The sequence below is a fragment of the Rhodococcus sp. NPDC006774 genome (genome assembly GCF_040636045.1).
Lineage (GTDB): Bacteria > Actinomycetota > Actinomycetes > Mycobacteriales > Mycobacteriaceae > Rhodococcoides.
On the sequence record NZ_JBEYIW010000007.1, the window covers coordinates 96,693 to 116,639 of the forward strand.

The following is a 19,947-nucleotide window of genomic DNA, read 5'->3' on the forward strand; positions in this document are numbered from 1 at the left end:
GTTCACCTCTTCGATTGCGCTGGCGATCTGCCGCCAGGACGGCCGACAGGCCACACGGGACCCGCAGATCGTGGACCTTGTCGCCGCCGTGACGCAGTCCCAGTGACCACCGTTTGTCTCGGCTCGCCGCGGGCAATACCGCTGCAATGCCCCTCGCCTCCCACGGACGCTTCGACTACTCCCCCATCGTCGATCGGCCACAGTTCGACTGGCCGGGTGGCGCGCGCCTCGCGGTGTACGTCGCGGTCAACTGCGAGCACTTTCCGTACGACGACGGCAAACCCGGCCTGGGCTACACGCCCGCGATGGATCAGCCCGATACCTACAACTGGGGCTGGCGCGAATACGGCAACCGAGTGGGCGGGTTCCGGATTGCGGAGACGTTGCAGCAGAGCGGAGTTCGACCGACCTTGCTGGTCAACACCGAGGTGTACGAGCATGCCCCGCAGCTGATCGACGCCTTCCGCGCCCTCGATGCCGAAGTGGTCGCGCACGGACGAACGAACGCCGTCCAACCGAACGCTCTGGACGAGGATGCCGAGCGACGCTCCATCGAGGAGGTGACGACCGCCATCGAGCGTCACGAAGGAGCCCCACCTCGGGGTTGGATGAGCCCCGGCGCCAACCCCAGCCGCATGACCGAGGACCTGCTCGCCGAACGCGGCTACGAGTACACCTTGGACTGGCCCATCGACGATCAGCCGGTGTGGCTCGAGACCCGGGGCGGCCCATTGCTGAGCATCCCGTACCCGCACGAGGTCAACGATCTCCCTGTGTTCGTTCACCACCACCAGACCGCAGAAACGTTCGAGCGCAACATCATCGACAGCTTCGACGAGCTGAAGGAGAACTCGACCCGCCAACCCGTAGTGCTCGCGATCTCGCTGCACACCTTCCTCACCGGACAGCCCTATCGTCTCCGACGGTTCCGCGCGGCGCTGCAGCATATGACCGACAACAGTGACGGCGTTTGGTTCACCACCCCGGGCGAGATCGCGGCGCACTATCGCAGTCTCGTAGGCCCCACAGACACCGGCCGTCGACCACCGCGCGACGGGTAGTTCACCGCTGGTGCCGCCAGCGACCTAGTTCATTTGGGCGGCTACCGAATGATGAAAGCCGGCCCGGCGATGGCGAGGGATCGGGCGAGAGAGCCGCTGGTGCAGGGGAGGCCGGCGCGCGTCAGTTCTGATCGACAGCACCGTGCACACGGGGAGGCCGCGCGCCGAAGCATGTCCGATGGGCGCAGGGCTCCGAGGGGCAAATGGCTAGGGCGGCGCGACTGATGCGCGGTCAGGCTGCGCGACGTTTTCGGCGGTGGTAGCTGGGGATGGGTTGGCGTGTGGGGTCGATGGATTCGGGTGGGATGGCGTAGGGGTGTCCGTCGTCGCCCATGAACAGTTGCCAGTCTCCGTGGTGGACGAGGCGGTGGCATTCTCCGCAGACCAGAGCGAGGTTGTTCAGGTCGGTGTGGCCGCCGTGTTCCCAGAATTTCACGTGGTGGGCTTGGCACCACTGTGCGGGGCGGCCGCACATCACGCAGCAGGTGTCGCGGATGGTCAGGGCGATGCGTTGGTCGTCGCTGGCGAGTCGGGTGGTGCGGCCGAGGGCGAGCGGGACGCCGTGGTGGTCGACGATGACGGGGGTCAGGTCGGCGTCGCAGGTGAGAAGTTGGGCGAGGGAGCGACTGATCGGCCCGGTCCAGTCGAAGTGGAACGGCCACTCGGCATCGCCCGGCTCGGGCGCAGACCTCTGCCCGGCATCGCTGCTGGAATCGTCGGTTCGTGAATTGTCGCCGGCACCAGCACTGCTCCCGCTGACACGGTGACCGCCGCCAGCACCGTTGGGACTCGTGTCGGCATCACCGGTTCGGGCAGTGCCATCGGCCGCGGGTGGCCTCGAACCCGTTGATGCGCATGCGGATCGGCCTCTACCACTATCGGTGAGCAACTCCCGCAGCGGGACGATCAGGTGCACCGACGCCCGCGACCCGCCCGCCGATCCGCGGCTGCTGCCGCGGAGGTGCCGGTCGAGGATCTGATCGAGCGCGTCGGCCCGCCGCTTCGACGGACCACGTAGGTCGCGTTCACCACCGGGACCCGGCCGCGGGGCGGTCAACGGCGACAACGCCGTGAGCAGCTTCTCGGCCAGCAACCGGTCGACGTTGCCGCCGAGTTGAAAACGACCATTGGCAAGCGGATGAACATCGAACCGGTTCAGCTCCGGATTCTCCGACACCGGTACCGGCGGCGGCCCCGGCGGAACAGGTTCGGGCCCAGCAGGTTCGGGCTCGCCTGACCCACCTGCATCGCTCGAGGTTCCTGCATTACCGGAGTTTCCTGCGTCGTCGGTGTCGCTGGACCCGGTATCAGCTCGGCTCGCCTGTTCCCGTTCTTGTTCCTGTTCTTGTCGTTGCTTCTCGGCCTGCTTGTGTCGGGCTCTGGCGTCGTCCGCCGCGGAATGCGCCAGAGCCTGCGCACGGGAGGTGACCTGGCCGGCGGTGCTGCGCATTGCGGTCTCGAGCAGTTCGGCGACGACAGCGTCACGGCGCTGCTCGTCGAGGGTGGGGTCGGCGACCACCACGGTGGCGTAGCCGTCGGCGATCGCCGAGGTATGCGCGGCGTGGATGTCACCACCTGCGAGGGCGTTCGACACGCTCGGCCACTCGGTGAGCCATTGCCCCAGCTCCATCTGACGGGCAGCGGACCCGTCGGTGATCCGCACCGATCGCGCGTACCACCGGGTCACCGACGAGTGCCCGAGTTTCATCGCCAAACCGCGTCGGTCCATCTCGGCGAGAAGTGTCAATCTGGTTGCAGCGAGCGCATTTTCGAGGGAGGCAACGTCGGCCAGCTCGGAGACCAATTCCTGGTCCCCGAGCTCGAACACATCCCCCCATGTCTTCACCCCACGAAAGCTATACCCACCCACCGACACGTTTTTCGATGACTCGTCTACAACGCCCGCATGCTGTTGTTCCGGGCATGGTGGGTGAGCTCGGCCAGGCCGAGCTCTTCGAGTAGCGGCGGCAGGTACATCCCGAACCGGCCGCGGTATCCGTTCCTCAGCCCGTACCAACCGCCGACTGGATTGTCGGGCGAGCGCCCCCACGCTTCGACCGTGCCAGGAGCGGCCGGCTTCTTCTCGTCCGCGGCACCGAGCAGTACCCACTCGGCCTGCTCGGTGAGCCACGCGTGCAAGTCCTCGACTGCCTCGATGCGGTAGCGCAGGGTCGTCGTCCCCACCTGGCATACGAGGGCAGGTGGCTCGTGGTCGGGATCGCGGTACATGGTGTACGCCGAGGTGCCGGGGGCGGTGATGAGAGCCCAAGGGTCGGATGTGGTTCCGCTGCTCATGTGCGAGGTCCGTTCCGTTGTCGCAGTCAGCCGATGGGCAGAAAGGTCGACCGAGCGCGGTGATTGCCTGACGCGGCAGGGCCAGTGTGGGCCGACCGGACGGTGAACGCAAGCAACTCCCGGCCCAGGACAGGTTCGGGTGCGTGCGTCACGGAGCGACGGTGCGGTACCGCAACATCATTTCGTGGTCCTCGTGGTCGAGCATGTGGCAGTGCCACATATACCCCTGCAACTCGCCACCTCCACCCATGTCATGGCCACCGTGCTCGCCGCCGTGGTGCGCGGCCGGACCGGCGAAGGTGGCGTCGGGGTCGAACCCGAGCTCGTCGGCCGTCGGGAATCGAACGAGGATCTGTGTGACGGTGCCCGGGTAGGTGTTGACGGTGTCCTTCCACCCGGCTTCCCACGAAGCAGGCGGCACCGATGGACCGGTGAGAAACTTCTCCACCGGCGGAGCCCATCTGGTACCGAATGTGGGCCGGGGGAAGTCTCGTTGGTACGCCGCGAGGTCGATGGGAATACGGCCCAACGTCCGAAAGTGCGCCAGGTGCAGGTGAATCGGGTGCGGCTCCACCGTCGTGTTGACGATGTTCCACATCTCCACGGTCCCCTGCTTCGGCATCTCGATGTCCGGGTCCGAGTACCGCAGGTTGTTCAGGTTCATCAGCGTCATGTCCAGGTTCAGCCCACCGGACGGCTGGTTCACGGTGACCGTTCGAGTGAAAGTCGCAGCCGGCAACGGCGGCAACACATCCGGCTGACCCTTTCCACCGCGTAGCAACGACGGCATGCCGCCTCGGAAACCTGCGGCGGACGCGACACGGAACTGACAGAACAGTGGCATCGGCACCGCACCGAGTGATGCCGCCTGAGCAGGTGGTGGCTCGTCGTTGAGCAGCTCGATCAGTGCGCCCGGCTCCACGGCACCGAAGTCGACGAGGATGTCGGCGCGCTCGGCAGGTGCGAGCCGAATGCTGGTGGTCTCCACCGGGGCGTCGAGCAATCCACCGTCGTTCCCGATGACCCAGAAGCGAAGTCTGTTGGTGAAGAACAAGTTCCACACGCTGTACGACCCGGCGTTGACCACGCGCAGCCGATACATCCCGCGTGCCACTTCCATCGTCGGCCAGATCTTGCCGTTGACGACGCCCACGTCTCCGGTGCCGCCGCCTTCCCATTTGCCCTGCGGCACGGTGATGTTGGAGCGGATGCTCATACTGCCGTCGGGGTTCATGATCTTTTCCTGCAGCACCAGCGGCAGCTCGAACTCTCCCGACGGCAGACCCAGTGCGTTGTCGGGTGTGCCGGTGTCCCAACGATCTCGGACCAGGTTGATGCCGAGCAGACCTGCGTAGACGTTGATGCGCGTCATCGACATGGCGTGGTCGTGGTACCAGAGTCCCGCGGCGTCGTTGAGTCCCGGGAAGTTGTGCGTCATCGACTCGCCCGGGCGCACCAGCATCTCGGAGTGCCCGTCGCTCGCCGGTTCGGTGATGCTGCCGTGCAGGTGCAGTGACGTCGGCGTCATCGTGCGGTCCATCTCGCTCATGCCGTGCAGCGAGGTGTCGATGTCCGCGGCGAGCGGGTTACCTGCGGTGGTGTTGGAGTACTTCAGCGTCCAGGGTTGGCCTTGCTGCGATTCGATGGTGGGCCCGAGGTAGTCGCACTGCCCGTATCCGAAGGTGGGCCCGGGGCGCAGGTCGGCGTGGAAGGAATGCATGGAACTGTGCGCGTCCAACGTCACTTCCGTACCGCTGATCAGCGGCAATCTCGGCAGCTCGTCCCGGAAGGGCGTCAGGGGCGGTGAGTGGAACAGCAGGGGGCTCTGGCCGCGGAGGAAGTCGTCCGCCAGTGCTCGACGCGTCGTCGACGCCACCGGAAGAGCAGCGGCTCCGGCGGCGACGGCGGCCACGGCCAGCCCTCGCAGCGCGGTTCGTCGGGACACAGCTCCGCTCACCCGGCCACCTCTCTACTGGTTGTGATGGGGGCCATACTATGTGCTCGTCGGCTCCCGCCGTCACCCCACACTCGGATCGTCCGGCACGTTCCTGCCGGTGGAGGGATCTATTTCGTCATGGCAACAATCTCGTTCGAGCGCACCACCAGGCTGTTTCCGGGCTCCGACACTCCCGCGGTGAACGAGCTCGACCTGCACATCGAGGACGGCGAATTTCTCGTGCTGGTCGGCCCATCCGGTTGCGGAAAGTCCACCTCGCTCCGCATGCTCGCGGGTCTCGAAGAGGTCAACTCGGGCCGCATCCTGATCGGCGGCAAGGACGTCACCCATTCCGAACCCAAGGATCGCGACATCGCGATGGTGTTCCAGAACTACGCGCTGTACCCGCACATGACCGTCGCCGAGAACATGGGGTTCGCGCTGAAGCTGGCGAAGGCGAACAAGGAGGACATTCGCACTCGCGTCGAGGAGGCCGCGAAGCTGCTCGACCTCGAGCCGTACCTCGACCGCAAGCCCAAGGCCCTCTCGGGCGGCCAACGTCAGCGGGTTGCCATGGGGCGCGCCATCGTTCGTCAGCCCCAGGTGTTTCTGATGGACGAGCCACTGTCCAACCTGGACGCGAAACTTCGGGTCCAGACGCGCACGCAGATCGCGCAGCTGCAGCGCAGGCTCGGGACGACGACGGTGTACGTCACTCACGATCAGGTAGAGGCCATGACGATGGGCGATCGCGTCGCGGTGCTCAAAGGTGGTGTGCTGCAGCAGTGCGCGACTCCGCGCGAGCTGTACCGGAAGCCGGTCAATGCGTTCGTCGCCGGGTTCATGGGCTCACCGTCGATGAATCTGTTCCGTGCCCCGGTCACCGACGGCGGTGTTCGCCTGGCCGATCAGGTGATTCCCGTACCGCGGCAGACTCTCGGGTCCGCCACGGAGGTGATGTTCGGTATCAGGCCCGAGCACATCGAGATTGCAAGCAGCGGAATCGCTCTGGAGATCGACGTGGTCGAGGAACTCGGTTCCGAGGCCTTCGTGTTCGGCCGCGCAGACATCAACGGCCGCACGGAAACCATCGTCGCCCGGGCAGATTGGCGCAGCCCGCCCGAGAAGGGCGACCGCGTCCATGTGCGCATCGACGACGCGCACGCGCACATCTTCGACGCTTCCGCCGAAGGTCACCGCCTGAACTGACCGTCGTGCGCGTTGTGCGTACCCCTGGGGACGCACAACGCGCCACGAGGTCAGACCAGCAGCTCGGCGATCTGAATCGTGTTGAGCGCCGCGCCCTTACGCAGGTTGTCGCCCGAGACGAACAGGGCCAATCCGCGGCCCTCGGGAACACCCGGGTCCTGGCGGATGCGGCCGACCAAGGAATCGTCCGCGCCTGCCGCCTGCAGAGGCGTCGGCACGTCGACCAGCGAGACACCGGGTGCCGAGGCCAGCAGTTCGCGGGCACGTTCCACCGAGAGCGGGCGATCGAACTCGGCGTTGATCGACAGCGAGTGGCCGGTGAACACCGGCACGCGGACGCAGGTACCGCTGACCAGCAGGTCGGGCAGGCCGAGGATCTTGCGCGATTCGTTGCGCAGCTTCTGGTCCTCGTCGGTTTCGCCGGATCCGTCGTCCACCAACGCGCCGGCCAGCGGCAGGACGTTGAAGGCGATGGGCGCGACGTACTTGTTCGGGGCCGGGAAATCCACCGACGAACCGTCGTGCACCAGCTTTTCGACGTCGCCGATGACGGCGCGCGCCTGGGTGGCGAGTTCCTCGACACCGGCGAGTCCGCTACCGGAGACGGCCTGGTAGCTCGAGACGATCAGACGCTGCAGGCCTGCTTCGTCGTGCAGCACCTTGAGCACCGGCATCGCGGCCATGGTGGTGCAGTTGGGGTTGGCGATGATGCCGCGCGGCGGGTTCTTCGCTGCCTCGGGGTTGACCTCGCTGACCACCAACGGCACGTCCGAGTCCTTGCGGAACGCCGACGAGTTGTCGATGACGGTGGCACCTGCAGCGGCGAAGCGCGGTGCCTGCTCACGGGAGAGCGTGGCTCCTGCCGAGAACAGCGCGATATCGATTCCGGTCAGGTCCGCGGTGGACGCATCCTCGACGACGATCTCCTCGCCGCGGAACGGCAGCTTCTTGCCCGCCGACCTGGCGGAGGCGAAGAATCGAACGGTGTCGGCGGGAAAGTTACGCTCCTCCAACAGTGTTCGCATGACAGCACCGACCTGGCCGGTAGCTCCTACGACTGCAACTGTGGTCATCTTCTATCGTCCTGTCCCTGCGTGTACGACGGCTTCTTCGTCGCCGCCGAGATCGAAGGCGGCGTGCAAAACACGCACGGCCTCGTCCAGCTCGGTGTCGTTGACCAGCACCGAGATACGGATCTCGGAGGTGCTGATGAGGTCGATGTTGACGCCTGCCTCGGCCAGCGCCTCGCAGAAAGTCGCCGTGACGCCGGGGTGGGTCTTCATTCCTGCGCCGACGAGCGAGACCTTGCCGATGTGGTCGTCGTAGAGCACCTGCGCGAAGCCGATCTCGGACTGCAGCTTGGTCAGCTTCTCCACGGCCGTCGGACCGTCCGACTTGGGGCAAGTGAAGGTGATGTCGGTCTTCCCGGTGTCGATCTTGGAGACGTTCTGCAGCACCATGTCGATGTTGATCTCCGCGTCGGCGACGGCGCGGAAGATCTTGCCCGCGTAACCCGGCGAATCGGGGATGCCGACGACGGTGACCTTCGCCTCGCTGCGATCGTGTGCGACGCCGGTGAGAATTGCTTCTTCCACTGGAATGTCCTCCATAGATCCGGAGACGATCGTTCCGGGTTTCGTGGTGTACGACGAGCGCACGTGAACAGGAACGTTGTAGCGACGCGCGTATTCGACGCAGCGCAGCATGAGCACCTTCGCGCCGCAGGCAGCCATCTCGAGCATCTCCTCGAACGAGACGGTGTCGAGGTGCCGGGCGTTGGGCACGATGCGCGGGTCGGCGGTGAAGATGCCGTCGACGTCGGTGTAGATCTCGCAGACGTCGGCGTTCAGTGCTGCGGCGAGCGCAACGGCGGTGGTGTCCGACCCACCACGACCGAGCGTCGTGACGTCCTTGCTGTCCTGGCTGACGCCCTGGAATCCGGCGACGAGCACGATCGAACCCTCGTCGAGGGCACTGCGCACGCGGCCGGGGGTGACGTCGATGATCTTGGCGTTGCCGTGCACGCTGGTGGTGACGACGCCTGCCTGGGAGCCGGTGAACGACCGGGCCTCGGCACCGAGCGAGTGGATGGCCATCGCGACCAGCGCGTTGGAGATGCGTTCACCCGAGGTGAGCAGCATGTCCATCTCGCGGGCCGGCGGGGCCGGGCACACCTGCTGGGCCAGGTCGAGTAGTTCGTCGGTGGTGTCGCCCATGGCCGACACGACCACGACGACGTCGTTGCCTGCCTTCTTGGTCTCGACGATTCGTTCAGCGACGCGTCGGATACGTTCGGCGGTTCCCACCGACGATCCACCGTACTTCTGGACGATGAGAGCCACGCCTGTTTACCTCCGCTGGATAGCCGACAATCGGGCGATTGTTCCGGGGTAACCCTACCGAGCGAATGCCCCGAGCAGTGGCCCGGGTAGCTCCGAGCTGGGACTTTAGGGTGGCTCGCCTGCGGATACGCCTGTCCTAACATGGTCGGGTGACCCTTCCCGAGCACCGCCCACCCCCACCCCCGCGAGGTCTGCGGGTGCTCTTCGGGCTCCCCGCCGTCGGCCGTCGCTGGCCGGGTGGACTGCGCTCGGCTCTGGCGTTCGGTGTCCCCGCGATCGCGGCGTGGGTTCTCGGGTTCCACACCGAGGCCCTGCTGGTGGTTTCGGGCAGTTTTGCCGTCATCTACGGCGAGGGCCGTCCGTATCGTTCGCGTTGGTGGGTGGTCCTGACCGCGGGCGGCGCACTGGTGGCCTCGGTGTGGCTCGGGGCGACGGCCGGGCAGATGTCGCTCGATCTCGGGAGCACCGGCGTGGCGCGGATGGTCCCGGTGACCCTGCTCTCGCTCCTCGCTCTCGTCTCGGTCTACGTCATCGCTGCGCTGCGACTGGGACCGCCGGGAGCGTTCTTCTTCGTGTTGGTGTGCGCGGTGTCGTCGTACATCCCCGGAGCCGGCATCAGCGCCGCTCACGGAGCGGTCTGTGCGGCAATCGGCGTCGCGTCGGCGCTGGTGGTGTCGATGTCCGGGGTGCTCTGGGATCCGCGAGGACCGGAGCGCGAGGCCGTCGGAGCCGCGGTGGGTGCCATCGAGAAATACACGAGCTCGCCGACGGCGTCTGCCGCCGATCGTCATGCTGCGGCCGCGCGTCTGCACGCGGCGTGGGCTGCGGTGTACGACGCGGGTGCCGTGCGGCGGTCATCGAGGCCGGTGCTGGTTCAGAAATTGTTCGACGCGCATCGGGCCTTTGCGGCGACGACCACTGCGCGGGCCGATCCGGATCGGGCGGTTGATTCCGTGTCCGATCAGCTGCCGCTGGCCAGGCCGAGCGTCGGGTATCGGTTGCGGCGCTCGCTGCACCGTGATTCCCATGCGATGTCGACCGCCGTTCGGGTGTTCTGCGCGGCAGCGGCGGCGGGCGGGATCAGCGTCGCGCTGGATCTGAGCCGACCGGACTGGGCGATCCTCGGTGCCGTCCTGGTGTTGCAACAGGGTCCCGATCGGGTGCACGGCACCTACCGTGGCCTGCAGCGGCTCGGCGGAACTCTCGCCGGCGTGGCGTTGTTCTCGGCCATCTTTCTCTCGCCGTTGACCGGTCTGGCCGTCATCGTGGTGTTGATGGTGCTGCAGTTCGCGATCGAGGTGTCGGTGGCACGCAACTATGGGTTGGCCGTCACGTTCATCACTCCGCTCGCCCTGCTGATGGGCACCCTGACCCATCCTGGGTCCGTGCTGGAGGACATCGTCGTCGACCGGATCGTGGAGACGACGGTGGGAGTAGCTTTCGCTTTCGCAGCGCTGTGGCTGCTGCTGCCCGGGGCATTTCGTCGCACGTTGCTGTGGTCCGACGGCCGAGTCCTGACGCTCGGCGCGCATCTGCTGACGGTGCTGCGGACCGAGGACGTGGCCGCGCCGACGGCTCTCGCCGTGCGGCGCGACGTCCAGTTCGAGCTCGTCGGGTCCGCTCTCGCAGGTGCCGAGGCCGCGCACAACGATCGAGGGTGGACGCATCGGGTCTGGTCGCAGCATGTCGAGGTCGATCGCCTCGGGTACGAACTCCTCGCGCACTGTTGGACGATGACCGACGTCGGACGAATGGATGACATCGAACGTTGGCAACGTCGGCTCGACGCGGTGGTCACAGAATTCGACGCGTCAACCCTGGGGTAGGCCGTCGGTCGGCGGTAGTACACTCAGCCCATGCTGCGAGCTCTCCTTCTTAACAGCCGCGACGGGGTCTGAGACCAGACTGGCTTCCCGTCGCGGGGTTCGTTGCGCCGGTCGAACACATTGCTCTGATCTGTACGGAGAGACGAAGACCATGTCACCAGCCGACGCATTCACCTCGGGATCCCGCACCATCACCCCGCCCTCGCGGCCCGCTCCCAGCGACCAGCCCGCCTGGAACACCCAGAAGAACTCCTCGATGCCCACGTTCCGTTATCGGCCGTTCGCCGAGGAAGTGGAGCCCATCACCCTCCCCGACCGCACGTGGCCGGACAAGATCATCGACCGGACGCCGCAGTGGTGTGCCGTTGATCTGCGCGACGGCAACCAGGCGCTGATCGATCCGATGAGCCCGGCCCGCAAGCGCCGGATGTTCGACCTGCTGGTCCGCATGGGCTACAAGCAGATCGAGGTCGGCTTCCCGTCGGCCAGTCAGACCGACTTCGATTTCGTCCGCGAGATCATCGAGGACGGCGCGATCCCCGACGACGTCACCATCCAGGTGCTGACGCAGTGCCGTCCCGAGCTGATCGAGCGCACCTTCGTCGCGTGCGAGGGTGCCCGCAGCGTCATCGTGCACTTCTACAACTCGACGTCCATCCTGCAGCGCCGGGTGGTGTTCCGGGCCGAGCGTGACGTCATCAAGAAGATCGCCACCGACGGTGCCCGCAAGGTCCTCGAAGAAGCAGCCAAGTTCCCCGATACCGACTGGCGCTACGAGTACTCCCCCGAGTCCTACACCGGCACCGAACTCGCCTACGCCAAAGAGGTGTGCGACGCGGTCACCGCGATCATCGATCCGACTCCCGCCAAGCCGCTGATTCTGAACCTGCCCGCCACCGTCGAGATGGCGACGCCCAACGTCTACGCCGACTCGATCGAGTGGATGAGCCGCAACCTCGACCGCCGCGACAGCATCGTGCTGTCACTGCACCCGCACAACGACCGCGGAACCGGTGTTGCCGCAGCCGAACTCGGCTATCAGGCGGGTGCAGATCGCATCGAGGGTTGCCTGTTCGGCAACGGCGAGCGCACCGGCAACGTCTGCCTCGTCACGCTCGGGTTGAACCTGTTCACCCGCGGTGTCGATCCGCAGATCGACTTCTCCAACATCGACGAGGTCCGTCGAACGGTGGAGTACTGCAATCAACTTCCCGTCGCCGAGCGTCACCCCTACGGCGGCGATCTGGTCTACACCGCCTTCTCCGGTAGCCACCAGGACGCCATCAACAAGGGCCTGGACGCGATGAAAGTCACTGCGGACGAGCAGGGTTCGGACATCGGGGACGTCACCTGGCAGGTTCCGTATCTGCCCGTCGACCCGAAAGACGTCGGTCGCACCTACGAGGCCGTCATTCGCGTCAACTCGCAGTCCGGCAAGGGCGGCGTCGCCTACATCATGAAGTCCGATCACGGACTGAACCTGCCGCGTCGACTCCAGATCGAGTTCTCCCAGGCCGTCCAGCGCATCACCGACGGTGAGGGCGGCGAGGTCTCGCCCAAGGAGATGTGGGACGTCTTCGCCGAGGAGTACCTGACCCCGATCCGCCCGCTCGAGCGCATCAAGCAGTCGGTCATCGCGGCCGAGCACGACGGCGGCACCGACACGATCACCGCGACGGTCAAGGTCGACGGCGTGGAGCAGGAGATCTCCGGCTCCGGCAACGGCCCGCTCGCCTCGTTCGTCGACGCACTGTCCACCATCGGCTACGACGTCAGCGTCCTCGACTACTCCGAGCACGCCATGTCCGCAGGCGACGACGCACAGGCCGCCGCCTACGTCGAAGCCTCGGTCACCTCGCCTGCCGGTGTCGCCACCACCGTCTGGGGCGTCGGCATCGCGACGTCGATCACCACTGCGTCACTGCGCGCTGTGGTCTCGGCCGTGAACCGCGCGCTGAAATAGATCCTCTGCTCGACGAAAAAGCCGCCCGTTCATCACGAACGGGCGGCTTTTCGCTGTTTATCGACGCTCAGCTGGTACGCCGCGTGCGACAATGAACCTGCCGTCGGGGCACCTTAGGGAATGGAAGTTCGCCATGGATTCTTTCTGGGATTTTCTCTGGCTACTCATCGTCGGATTCGCCTTCGTGGCCTATCTCATGGTGATGTTCTCGATCATCGGAGACCTCTTCCGAGACCACAAGACATCCGGAGTCATCAAGGCCGTGTGGGTGTTCTTTCTGATCGTCGCGCCGTTCCTGACCGCGCTGGTCTACCTCATCGTGAACGGCAGCAACATGGCCAAGCGTCAAGTCGCCGCCCTGCAGCACGCCAAGGACCAGCAGGAGAACTACATCAAGGAAGTGGCCGGTCGGTCGGCATCGGAGGAGATCGCACACGCAAAGGCGTTGCTGGACAACGGCACCATCGATCAGGACGAGTTCAGGACGTTGAAGGCCAAAGCCCTGTCCTGAACGTCGCTTCCGCCCTGAACGCGTCGAGCACTGCGGCGATCGAGGGTAGTCGTCCCGCGTCGGGTCGCGTCGCGAGTTCGTAGATTCGCCCTGCCCGCACCCCGGACAGTTCTCGCCGCACCAAGCCAGGATGAACGACGGCGTAGCGCGGCATCAATGCCACTCCGTGACCTGCGGCCACCAAGACCTCGGTGACGCGGAAGTCGTTCACTCGCTGCATCACTCGCGGTTCGACGCCGGTCGCCGCGGCCACCGAGAGCAGCACGTCGTCGACCGGGAATCCGCCGCGGACACTGATCCATCGTTCGTCGACCAGGTCCCGAAGGTCTATCGATTCATGTTGCGCCAGAGTATGTCCGGGCGGTAACACCAGATCGATGGGCTCACGCATCAGGGTCGTCACCTCGATGCGCGGGCCTGCCGTCGACGGTGCCCGCTCGTCGCGGTGCGTGAGGACGACGTCGTAGTCCGCCAGAAGTTCCGGCACCGAGGATGCGGGCAGATCCTCGTCGCGGGCGTCGATGTCGACGTCCGAGTTCGCCAACCGCGTCAGTAGCCCGGGCAACAGGAGCGCAGCACCGGACGGGAACAGCGCGACTCGAACGCGTCCCCGCGGGGACGCCCGGTATCGATCCATCTCCGCCGTGGCGCGGGCGAGGGCGGCGAACACATCGTCCGTCCTGACCACCAACGCACGCCCGGCGTCGGTGAGCCGAAGTCGGCGGCCGTCGGGTTCGAGCAGCGTCACCCCCGCTTCCTTGGCGAGCAGCTTGAGCTGCTGAGATACCGCCGACGGCGTCATGGACAGCGCGTCGGCGACGGCAGCGACGGTCCCACGGTCGGCGAGTTCACGAAGGATCCTCAGCCGCTCCACGTTCATGTAGACGATCTTAACTGTTCCTGCGAATATATTCGATTGTGCTGATCATTCGCTGCCGTCACGATTGGGGCCATGAGCACTCGCGACCGCCTCCTCGGACTGACCGTCGTCGTGCTGTGGGGACTGAACTTCCTTGCCATCCGTGTGGGGCTCGATCACTTCCCGCCCTTCTTCTTCGCCGCACTGAGATTCCTGGTCATCGCCGTCCCCGTCGTGCTGTTCGTCCCGCGACCCAAGGTGCCGCTGAAGTGGCTGCTGCTGTACGGCTTCGGGTTCGGATTCCTGCAATTCGCGTTCCTGTTCGCAGCGATGGCGGCGGGCATGCCCACCGGATTGGCGTCGCTCGTGCTGCAGTCGTCGGCACCGTTCACCGTCGTTCTCGGCGCGGTTCTGCTCCGCGAACACGTCTCCCGCAGGCAGGCCATCGGCATTGCGATCGCCGTGCTCGGCATGGTGCTGATCGGGTGGGACCGCGCCCAGAACGCCACCTTGCTCCCGGTGATCCTCACCCTGCTCGCCGGACTCGGTTGGGCGTTCGGCAACCTGGGGAATCGACTCGCGAAGTCCGAATCGCCGATGACGCTGATGCTGTGGATGACCGTCGTGCCGCCGGTGCCGATGCTGGCGCTGTCGGCGATCGTCGAGGGTCCGAGCACCGGCTGGCACGCACTGACGGCCTCGTTCGGTCCGCAGGGCTGGCCCGGCTTGGTCGCGTTGGCTTACATCGTGATTCCGGCCACGATCGTCGGGAGCGGCCTGTGGAGCATCCTGATGAGTCGCAACCCCGCCGGTCTCGTCGCGCCGTTCTCGCTGCTGGTTCCCGTCGTCGGCATCGCCGGGGCCTGGATCTTCCTGGGCGAGAACCCCTCGGTGCTCGCACTGATCGGTGGCGTCGTCGTCATCGGCGGGTGTCTGGGCGGCATGACCGTCCGGCGGCCCACCGAAGTGCTGGAGAAAGCGCCGGTGTGAGGGGCGGGAGTGGAGCCCGCGGAACGACCGAGTGGTCGAAACCGCCGACGTGAAACTGCACCCTCTTCTGTGCCAGACTCGGCGGATGGTTGAAGTGGGTGAGCGCAGACGTATCGGCGCACGTGGCCGCGTGGCACTGCGCGCGGCGGAGCTGGCGACCTGGGCGTCCCGCAAAGCAGGCCGCGGCAAGGGATCGATGATCGGCGGCCTCGTCGCACTCAAGATAGACCCGAACATTCTCGGCGGGCTCGGCCGCGGTCGGCGCACCGTCATCGTCACCGGCACCAACGGCAAGTCCACCACCACCAGGATGACGGCTGCGGCGCTGGCCACCCTCGGTGACGTCGCCACCCAAGCCGACGGCGCGAACATGGACGCCGGCATCGTCGCCGCACTGCACGCTCACTTCGATGCCGAGCTGGCTGCCCTCGAAGTCGACGAACTGCACGTCCCCCATGTGTCCGACGCCGTCGACCCCGCAGCGATCGTGTTGCTCAACCTCAGTCGCGATCAGCTCGACCGCGTGGGCGAGATCAACATGATCGAACGCAAACTGCGCGCCGGACTGGCCCGGCATCCCGAGACCGTCGTCATCGCCAACTGCGACGACGTTCTCGTCACGTCCGCCGCGTTCGACGCACCGAACGTCGTCTGGGTCGCGGCGGGCGGTGGGTGGGCAGGAGACTCCGTCAGCTGTCCGCGTACGGGCGAGCCCATCGTGTGGGACGGCGAGCATTGGTACAGCACCGGCAGCGACTTCAAGCGTCCGACGCCGGACTGGTGGCTCGACGACGAGAATCTCTACGGGCCCGACGGTCTCGTCCTGCCGATGACGCTGTCGCTGCCAGGAAAGGCCAACCGCGGCAACGCAGCTCAGGCCGTCGCCGCCGCAGTGACGCTCGGCGCGACACCGACCGATGCCGTCGCGGCCGCGTCGAGCGTCGACGAGGTGGCCGGTCGCTACTCCACCATCCAGTACGGATCTCATTCCGTCCGAATGCTTCTCGCCAAGAATCCCGCCGGCTGGCAGGAAGCACTGTCGATGATCGACCCCACCTGCGACGGACTCGTCATCGCCGTCAACGGTCAGGTTCCCGACGGCGAAGACCTGTCGTGGCTGTGGGACGTGCGCTTCGAGCACTTCGAGAACGTCGCCGTCGTGGCCGCCGGTGAACGCGCGACCGACCTCGGAGTGCGGCTGCTCTATGCGGGTTCGCAGCACACCAACATCGCAGATCCGTTGCAGGCCATTGCTTCCTGCCCGCCGGGACGCGTCGAAGTGCTCGCAAACTACACCGCGTTCCGCGATCTCGGTCGCGCGCTGGCTCGTGAGGTGAAAGATGTCTGAGTCCACCGTACGCATCGGCCTCGTCCTGCCCGACGTGATGGGCACTTACGGCGACAACGGAAATGCGCTCATTCTGCGGCAGCGGCTGCGGATGCGCGACATCGATGCCGAGGTCGTCCAGATCACTCTCAGCGACCCGGTCCCCGATTCACTGGACGTGTACACCCTTGGTGGAGCAGAGGATTCGGCTCAACGCCTGGCGACTCGTCACCTCACCCGCTATCCCGGATTGCAGAACGCCGCGGCTCGCGGTGCGCCCGTGCTCGCGATCTGCGCCGCGATCCAGGTACTCGGCCACTGGTACGAAACCTCCGCGGGCGAACGCGTCGACGGCATCTCGCTATTCGACGTCACCACCGCGCCGCAGGCAACCAGGTCCATCGGCGAGGTCGTCACCGAGCCCGCGCTCGAGGGCCTGAGCCAGAAACTCACCGGCTTCGAGAACCACCGCGGCGGAACAACTCTCGGGCTGGATGCGTCCCCATTGGCCAAGGTCACCCACGGCGTGGGCAACGGTGTCGGCGACGGACGCGAAGGCGTCGTGCAGGGGTCTGTGATCGGCACGTACATGCACGGGCCGGTACTCGCCCGAAACCCGGAGTTGGCGGACTACTTGTTGGAGCGCGCCTTGGGCACCACGCTCGCTCCGCTCGAGTTGCCCGAGGTTGCGCAACTCCGCAAGGAGCGGCTGCGATAGTGCCTACGGCAGTGGTGCGGTCGAGTGCCCTGGGCGGCACTTGATCGCACCACATCCGTGGGCACTCACATTCGTCGACGTCCGGTCAGAGCGCGGCCCAGCGTCAGTTCGTCGGCAAATTCGAGGTCTCCGCCCATGGGCAGGCCGGAGGCGAGGCGGGTAATGGCCAGGCCGGGGAAGTCGCGCATCATGCGGACCAGATACGTGGCCGTTGCTTCACCCTCGGTGTTGGGGTCGGTGGCGATGATGACCTCGGTGACGTCCACTCCGTCGTCCTGAGTTCCCACACGGGTCAACAACTCTCGGATGCGGAGCTGATCCGGCCCCACTCCGTTCAGTGGGTCGAGCGCTCCGCCGAGTACGTGGTAGCGGCCCTTGAACTCTCGTGTACGTTCCACGGCCTGAACATCTTTGGGCTCTTCGACGACGCAGATCATCGATCTGTCTCGACGCGAATCGGCACAGATCCGGCACAGTTCCTTGTCCGAGACCGTGCCGCAGACGATGCAGAACTGAACGCCGTCGCGAATACGCTGCAGCGCGCGCATGAGCCGATCCACCTCGGGAGGCTCGACGCCCAGGAGATGAAAAGCTATGCGCTGAGCGCTCTTCGGACCGACCCCGGGAAACTTGCCGAGTTCGTCGATCAGATCCTGAACCGGACCTTCGTACACCGCCTAGAACCCGGGCAGGCCGGGCATGCCACCGAGACCACCAGCGAGGGGGCCCATCTTCTCGCTCGCGACGGCCTGAGCCGCGCGAGACGCATCGGCGATCGCACCGATCACCAGGTCCTGCAGAGTCTCGATGTCTTCGGGGTCGACGACCTTGGGGTCGATGGTCAGTCCGACGACCTCACCGGTTCCCTTGACGGTGGCGACGACGAGTCCGCCGCCTGCCTGGCCGGTCACTTCGGTTTCCGCGATCTCGGCCTGCGCCGCCATCAGCTGCTGCTGCATCTGCTGGGCCTGCTGCAGGATCGATGCCATGTCGGGCTGTTCACCGGGTTGCACTGTGCTGTCCTCTCGCGTGGGTTCGAAGCGAACACCAGCGTAGTCGCACCTTGAATCGCTGTGATTCACTGCGCGTCGAATCGACATACCGACCTGAGTGTCCACAATTTTGCGGCAAACACGGGATCGCGCCTGCGGTGACGAATAGTGGACACTCAGCGCAGTGCCTTCCGGCGATGCCGCACGACGGTTCGCCCTCGGTAACGAGGATCAGCGTTGCTCCGCGCGACGGTCTCTGCGCACGGGCCAACGGTGAAGTGATAGAGATTCACCCTGGCGAAGGTTCGGCCGTCCGCCACCCTCACCGCCGCACCCATCGTGTGGATGCCGTCCTCATCAGATCCCGCATCCGTCTTCGACCAGCGTCCGATCCCCGTCGGTCGCGGGTAGTGCGGAAGAGAAGGACACGATGCGATTCTGGAGCCCCGCGCCTGAACATCTGTCAGTACTGAGACGCGTACCATCCTCGAATGCACGCACCGACGAACTCCGAGGGTCACTCCCCTCGTAAGCGTCGGGTGACGCCCGAGACCATGGCCGAGGCCGGTATCGCGCTGACGCTGCCGAAGGTGTCGGTGAAGTCGGTGGCCGAGAGTCTGGGCGTGTCGATCGTCGCCATCTACAACAACATCGACGATCTCGGTTCCCTCAAGGCCCTCGTGGCGGAGGAGATTCTGCGCAGGTGGTCGCCGCCGCTTCCCGGTGACGACGAATCGATGCACGACGCTCTGCTGACCCTCGCCTCCGCGATGCGCGAGCTGGTTCACTCCAACCCGGGCATCGCGGAGTATCTGATCGGTCTGACTCCCAGTTCGATCGACGCTCTTCGGATGGCCGACGCCGTCCAGACGCGCTACCGAATTCGCTACGACCTCACTCCGAAGCAGGCGACGTGGGCCGTCATCACCGTCGTCGAGCACGCGCTGGCGTTGGCGGAGGTCGTCTACAACGATGCCCGACGCGATCGTGAATACGACGACGCGATTGCTGCCCGCACCGACCTCGACACCCTGCCCGGGGCTTACGACACGGTCGACCGTGGACCCGACGGGATGTTCCTGTGGTCGATGCGCACCGTGGTGGTCGGAACCCTGACGCTGATCGCGGCCCCGGATTTCGAGCGGGTCTAGGCAGGAGTGGAGCCTGCGGAACGACCCAACTAGGCAGGAGTGGAGCCTGCGGAACGACCCGATCGGGCAGGAGTGGAGCCTGCGGAACGACCCAACTAGGAAGGAGTGGAGCCTGCGGAACGATCCGACTAGATCAACTCGCGACGCAGGTTGTCCAGCGTCGCGGCCTGGATCTTCTTCAGTCCGAGTGGTGCGAAGGTCTTCTCGAAGAATCCGCCGATGCCGCCTGCGCCCTTCCATTCCGTCGTCGTGGTGACCGTGGTGCCTGCGCCGTCCGGGGCGACCGACCAGGTGGTGACCATGGAGGAGTTGGCATCGCGTTCGGTGATGGTCGATCCGGCGACGGTGACGGTCGCGGCGACGTTGCGCACTCGCTTCTCGGTGGCCTGCAGGGTCCACGTGGCCACGGTTCCGTCCCCTTGCCCGCCCTGGACCACCTCGTAGTCGCGGTACTGCTCGGGGAGGATGCGCGGGCGCACCGTCTCGTAGTCGGCGAGCGCGGCGAGCACCCGATCCGGTGTGGCAGCGATGGTGGCGGAACTGGATGCACTGACCTGAGCCACGGAAACGTTCTCCTTCTCTAGCGGACGGGATGTGCGTCCATCCTGCCTCTCCTCGAGGCCACGTTCGGCATCGCGCCGATGCATGTGTGATGTGCTTCACACGACAATTCTCATATCGGTAAAACACATGCATGACGCAACCATTTGTCCGATTTACTCCGATTCCTCGCTCGGATTCGGCAACAGTTGCGTGAAGTTTCACCG

Annotated in this window: 18 protein-coding genes; 9 read left to right on the forward strand and 9 right to left on the reverse strand. The window is 65.8% G+C overall.

Features of this window, described 5'->3' with window-relative positions; translation table 11 throughout:
• The first annotated feature begins 146 nt into the window (after positions 1–146).
• Positions 147–1,061 (forward strand): polysaccharide deacetylase family protein, encoded by a 915-nt coding sequence (locus ABZ677_RS13015; protein WP_358369875.1) that lies wholly within the window; start codon positions 147–149, stop codon positions 1,059–1,061.
• Positions 1,062–1,293: 232 nt separating this feature from the next.
• Here the strand turns inward: ABZ677_RS13015 and ABZ677_RS13020 are convergent, their stop codons facing one another.
• The 3 genes from ABZ677_RS13020 to ABZ677_RS13030 all read right to left on the reverse strand — a co-directional run bounded on the left by ABZ677_RS13020 (position 1,294) and on the right by ABZ677_RS13030 (position 5,313).
• Entirely contained in the window at positions 1,294–2,907 is a 1,614-nt protein-coding gene (locus tag ABZ677_RS13020; RefSeq protein ID WP_358369877.1) for a DUF222 domain-containing protein, read from the reverse strand.
• A gap of 47 nt (positions 2,908–2,954) precedes the next feature.
• Complete coding sequence (locus tag ABZ677_RS13025) at positions 2,955–3,356, reverse strand: DUF6855 family protein (RefSeq protein WP_358369880.1); 402 nt, start codon at positions 3,354–3,356, stop codon at positions 2,955–2,957.
• A gap of 148 nt (positions 3,357–3,504) precedes the next feature.
• Positions 3,505–5,313, reverse strand: coding sequence for a multicopper oxidase domain-containing protein (locus tag ABZ677_RS13030; protein ID WP_358369883.1), 1,809 nt, complete (start codon positions 5,311–5,313; stop codon positions 3,505–3,507).
• Positions 5,314–5,430: 117 nt separating this feature from the next.
• Here ABZ677_RS13030 and ugpC point away from each other — a divergent pair, with 117 nt between their 5' ends.
• Positions 5,431–6,501 carry a sn-glycerol-3-phosphate ABC transporter ATP-binding protein UgpC gene (gene ugpC / locus ABZ677_RS13035; RefSeq protein WP_094740845.1) on the forward strand — a complete coding sequence of 357 codons (1,071 nt, stop codon included), beginning with the start codon at positions 5,431–5,433 and terminating at the stop codon, positions 6,499–6,501.
• Positions 6,502–6,551: 50 nt separating this feature from the next.
• Here the strand turns inward: ugpC and ABZ677_RS13040 are convergent, their stop codons facing one another.
• Both ABZ677_RS13040 and ABZ677_RS13045 read right to left on the reverse strand, forming a co-directional pair.
• Complete coding sequence (locus ABZ677_RS13040) at positions 6,552–7,574, reverse strand: aspartate-semialdehyde dehydrogenase (RefSeq protein WP_037187825.1); 1,023 nt, start codon at positions 7,572–7,574, stop codon at positions 6,552–6,554.
• Between the two features lie 3 nt (positions 7,575–7,577).
• Positions 7,578–8,843 carry an aspartate kinase gene (locus ABZ677_RS13045; protein ID WP_037187823.1) on the reverse strand — a complete coding sequence of 422 codons (1,266 nt, stop codon included), beginning with the start codon at positions 8,841–8,843 and terminating at the stop codon, positions 7,578–7,580.
• Between the two features lie 149 nt (positions 8,844–8,992).
• Here ABZ677_RS13045 and ABZ677_RS13050 point away from each other — a divergent pair, with 149 nt between their 5' ends.
• The 3 genes from ABZ677_RS13050 (at position 8,993) to ABZ677_RS13060 (ending at position 13,143) form a co-directional block, all read left to right on the forward strand.
• On the forward strand, positions 8,993–10,669 hold the full coding sequence (locus ABZ677_RS13050) for an FUSC family protein (protein ID WP_358369887.1): 1,677 nt from the start codon (positions 8,993–8,995) through the stop codon (positions 10,667–10,669).
• Positions 10,670–10,820: 151 nt separating this feature from the next.
• Positions 10,821–12,632: a 2-isopropylmalate synthase gene (leuA, locus tag ABZ677_RS13055; protein WP_037187819.1), complete on the forward strand. Its 1,812-nt coding sequence runs from the start codon at positions 10,821–10,823 to the stop codon at positions 12,630–12,632.
• 133 nt (positions 12,633–12,765) lie between these two features.
• A complete protein-coding gene (locus tag ABZ677_RS13060) occupies positions 12,766–13,143 on the forward strand; it encodes an SHOCT domain-containing protein (protein WP_037188881.1) in 378 nt (125 codons plus the stop codon).
• Here ABZ677_RS13060 and ABZ677_RS13065 read toward each other — a convergent pair.
• Positions 13,112–14,023, reverse strand: coding sequence for a LysR family transcriptional regulator (locus ABZ677_RS13065; RefSeq protein WP_358369891.1), 912 nt, complete (start codon positions 14,021–14,023; stop codon positions 13,112–13,114). The genes ABZ677_RS13060 and ABZ677_RS13065 overlap by 32 nt on opposite strands.
• Positions 14,024–14,095: 72 nt before the next feature.
• Between ABZ677_RS13065 and ABZ677_RS13070 the strand changes: the two genes are divergently transcribed.
• The 3 genes from ABZ677_RS13070 to ABZ677_RS13080 all read left to right on the forward strand — a co-directional run bounded on the left by ABZ677_RS13070 (position 14,096) and on the right by ABZ677_RS13080 (position 17,037).
• The gene (locus ABZ677_RS13070; RefSeq protein ID WP_358369894.1) at positions 14,096–14,992 is read left to right on the forward strand and encodes an EamA family transporter; all 897 of its coding nucleotides are present in this window, start codon (positions 14,096–14,098) and stop codon (positions 14,990–14,992) included.
• A gap of 85 nt (positions 14,993–15,077) precedes the next feature.
• Complete coding sequence (locus tag ABZ677_RS13075) at positions 15,078–16,340, forward strand: Mur ligase family protein (protein ID WP_358369896.1); 1,263 nt, start codon at positions 15,078–15,080, stop codon at positions 16,338–16,340.
• Positions 16,333–17,037 carry a glutamine amidotransferase gene (locus ABZ677_RS13080; RefSeq protein ID WP_037187811.1) on the forward strand — a complete coding sequence of 235 codons (705 nt, stop codon included), beginning with the start codon at positions 16,333–16,335 and terminating at the stop codon, positions 17,035–17,037. The genes ABZ677_RS13075 and ABZ677_RS13080 overlap by 8 nt, the downstream gene beginning before the upstream one ends.
• Before the next feature lie 65 nt (positions 17,038–17,102).
• On the opposite strand, the gene recR is transcribed toward ABZ677_RS13080, so the two are convergent.
• Together recR and ABZ677_RS13090 are read right to left on the reverse strand one after the other, a co-directional pair.
• Positions 17,103–17,711, reverse strand: a complete 609-nt coding sequence (gene recR / locus ABZ677_RS13085; protein WP_032379989.1) for a recombination mediator RecR — start codon at positions 17,709–17,711, stop codon at positions 17,103–17,105.
• A 3-nt stretch (positions 17,712–17,714) separates the two neighbouring features.
• Positions 17,715–18,050, reverse strand: coding sequence for a YbaB/EbfC family nucleoid-associated protein (locus ABZ677_RS13090; protein ID WP_032404980.1), 336 nt, complete (start codon positions 18,048–18,050; stop codon positions 17,715–17,717).
• Between the two features lie 470 nt (positions 18,051–18,520).
• Between ABZ677_RS13090 and ABZ677_RS13095 the strand changes: the two genes are divergently transcribed.
• Positions 18,521–19,180: a hypothetical protein gene (locus ABZ677_RS13095; protein ID WP_141217010.1), complete on the forward strand. Its 660-nt coding sequence runs from the start codon at positions 18,521–18,523 to the stop codon at positions 19,178–19,180.
• A gap of 128 nt (positions 19,181–19,308) precedes the next feature.
• On the opposite strand, the gene ABZ677_RS13100 is transcribed toward ABZ677_RS13095, so the two are convergent.
• Positions 19,309–19,743 (reverse strand): SRPBCC family protein, encoded by a 435-nt coding sequence (locus ABZ677_RS13100; RefSeq protein WP_037188877.1) that lies wholly within the window; start codon positions 19,741–19,743, stop codon positions 19,309–19,311.
• Between the last annotated feature and the right edge of the window lie 204 nt (positions 19,744–19,947).

Excerpts from the sequence above, each read along its gene's own strand:
- ABZ677_RS13015 (WP_358369875.1), top strand. The coding sequence starts at position 147 with ATGCCCCTCGCCTCCCACGGACGCTTCGACTACTCCCCCATCGTCGAT.
- ABZ677_RS13025 (WP_358369880.1), bottom strand. The coding sequence starts at position 3,356 with ATGAGCAGCGGAACCACATCCGACCCTTGGGCTCTCATCACCGCCCCC.
- ugpC (WP_094740845.1), top strand. The coding sequence starts at position 5,431 with ATGGCAACAATCTCGTTCGAGCGCACCACCAGGCTGTTTCCGGGCTCC.
- ABZ677_RS13040 (WP_037187825.1), bottom strand. The coding sequence starts at position 7,574 with ATGACCACAGTTGCAGTCGTAGGAGCTACCGGCCAGGTCGGTGCTGTC.
- leuA (WP_037187819.1), top strand. The coding sequence starts at position 10,821 with ATGTCACCAGCCGACGCATTCACCTCGGGATCCCGCACCATCACCCCG.
- ABZ677_RS13060 (WP_037188881.1), top strand. The coding sequence starts at position 12,766 with ATGGATTCTTTCTGGGATTTTCTCTGGCTACTCATCGTCGGATTCGCC.
- ABZ677_RS13065 (WP_358369891.1), bottom strand. The coding sequence starts at position 14,023 with ATGAACGTGGAGCGGCTGAGGATCCTTCGTGAACTCGCCGACCGTGGG.
- ABZ677_RS13070 (WP_358369894.1), top strand. The coding sequence starts at position 14,096 with ATGAGCACTCGCGACCGCCTCCTCGGACTGACCGTCGTCGTGCTGTGG.
- ABZ677_RS13075 (WP_358369896.1), top strand. The coding sequence starts at position 15,078 with ATGGTTGAAGTGGGTGAGCGCAGACGTATCGGCGCACGTGGCCGCGTG.
- ABZ677_RS13080 (WP_037187811.1), top strand. The coding sequence starts at position 16,333 with ATGTCTGAGTCCACCGTACGCATCGGCCTCGTCCTGCCCGACGTGATG.
- ABZ677_RS13095 (WP_141217010.1), top strand. The coding sequence starts at position 18,521 with ATGCACGCACCGACGAACTCCGAGGGTCACTCCCCTCGTAAGCGTCGG.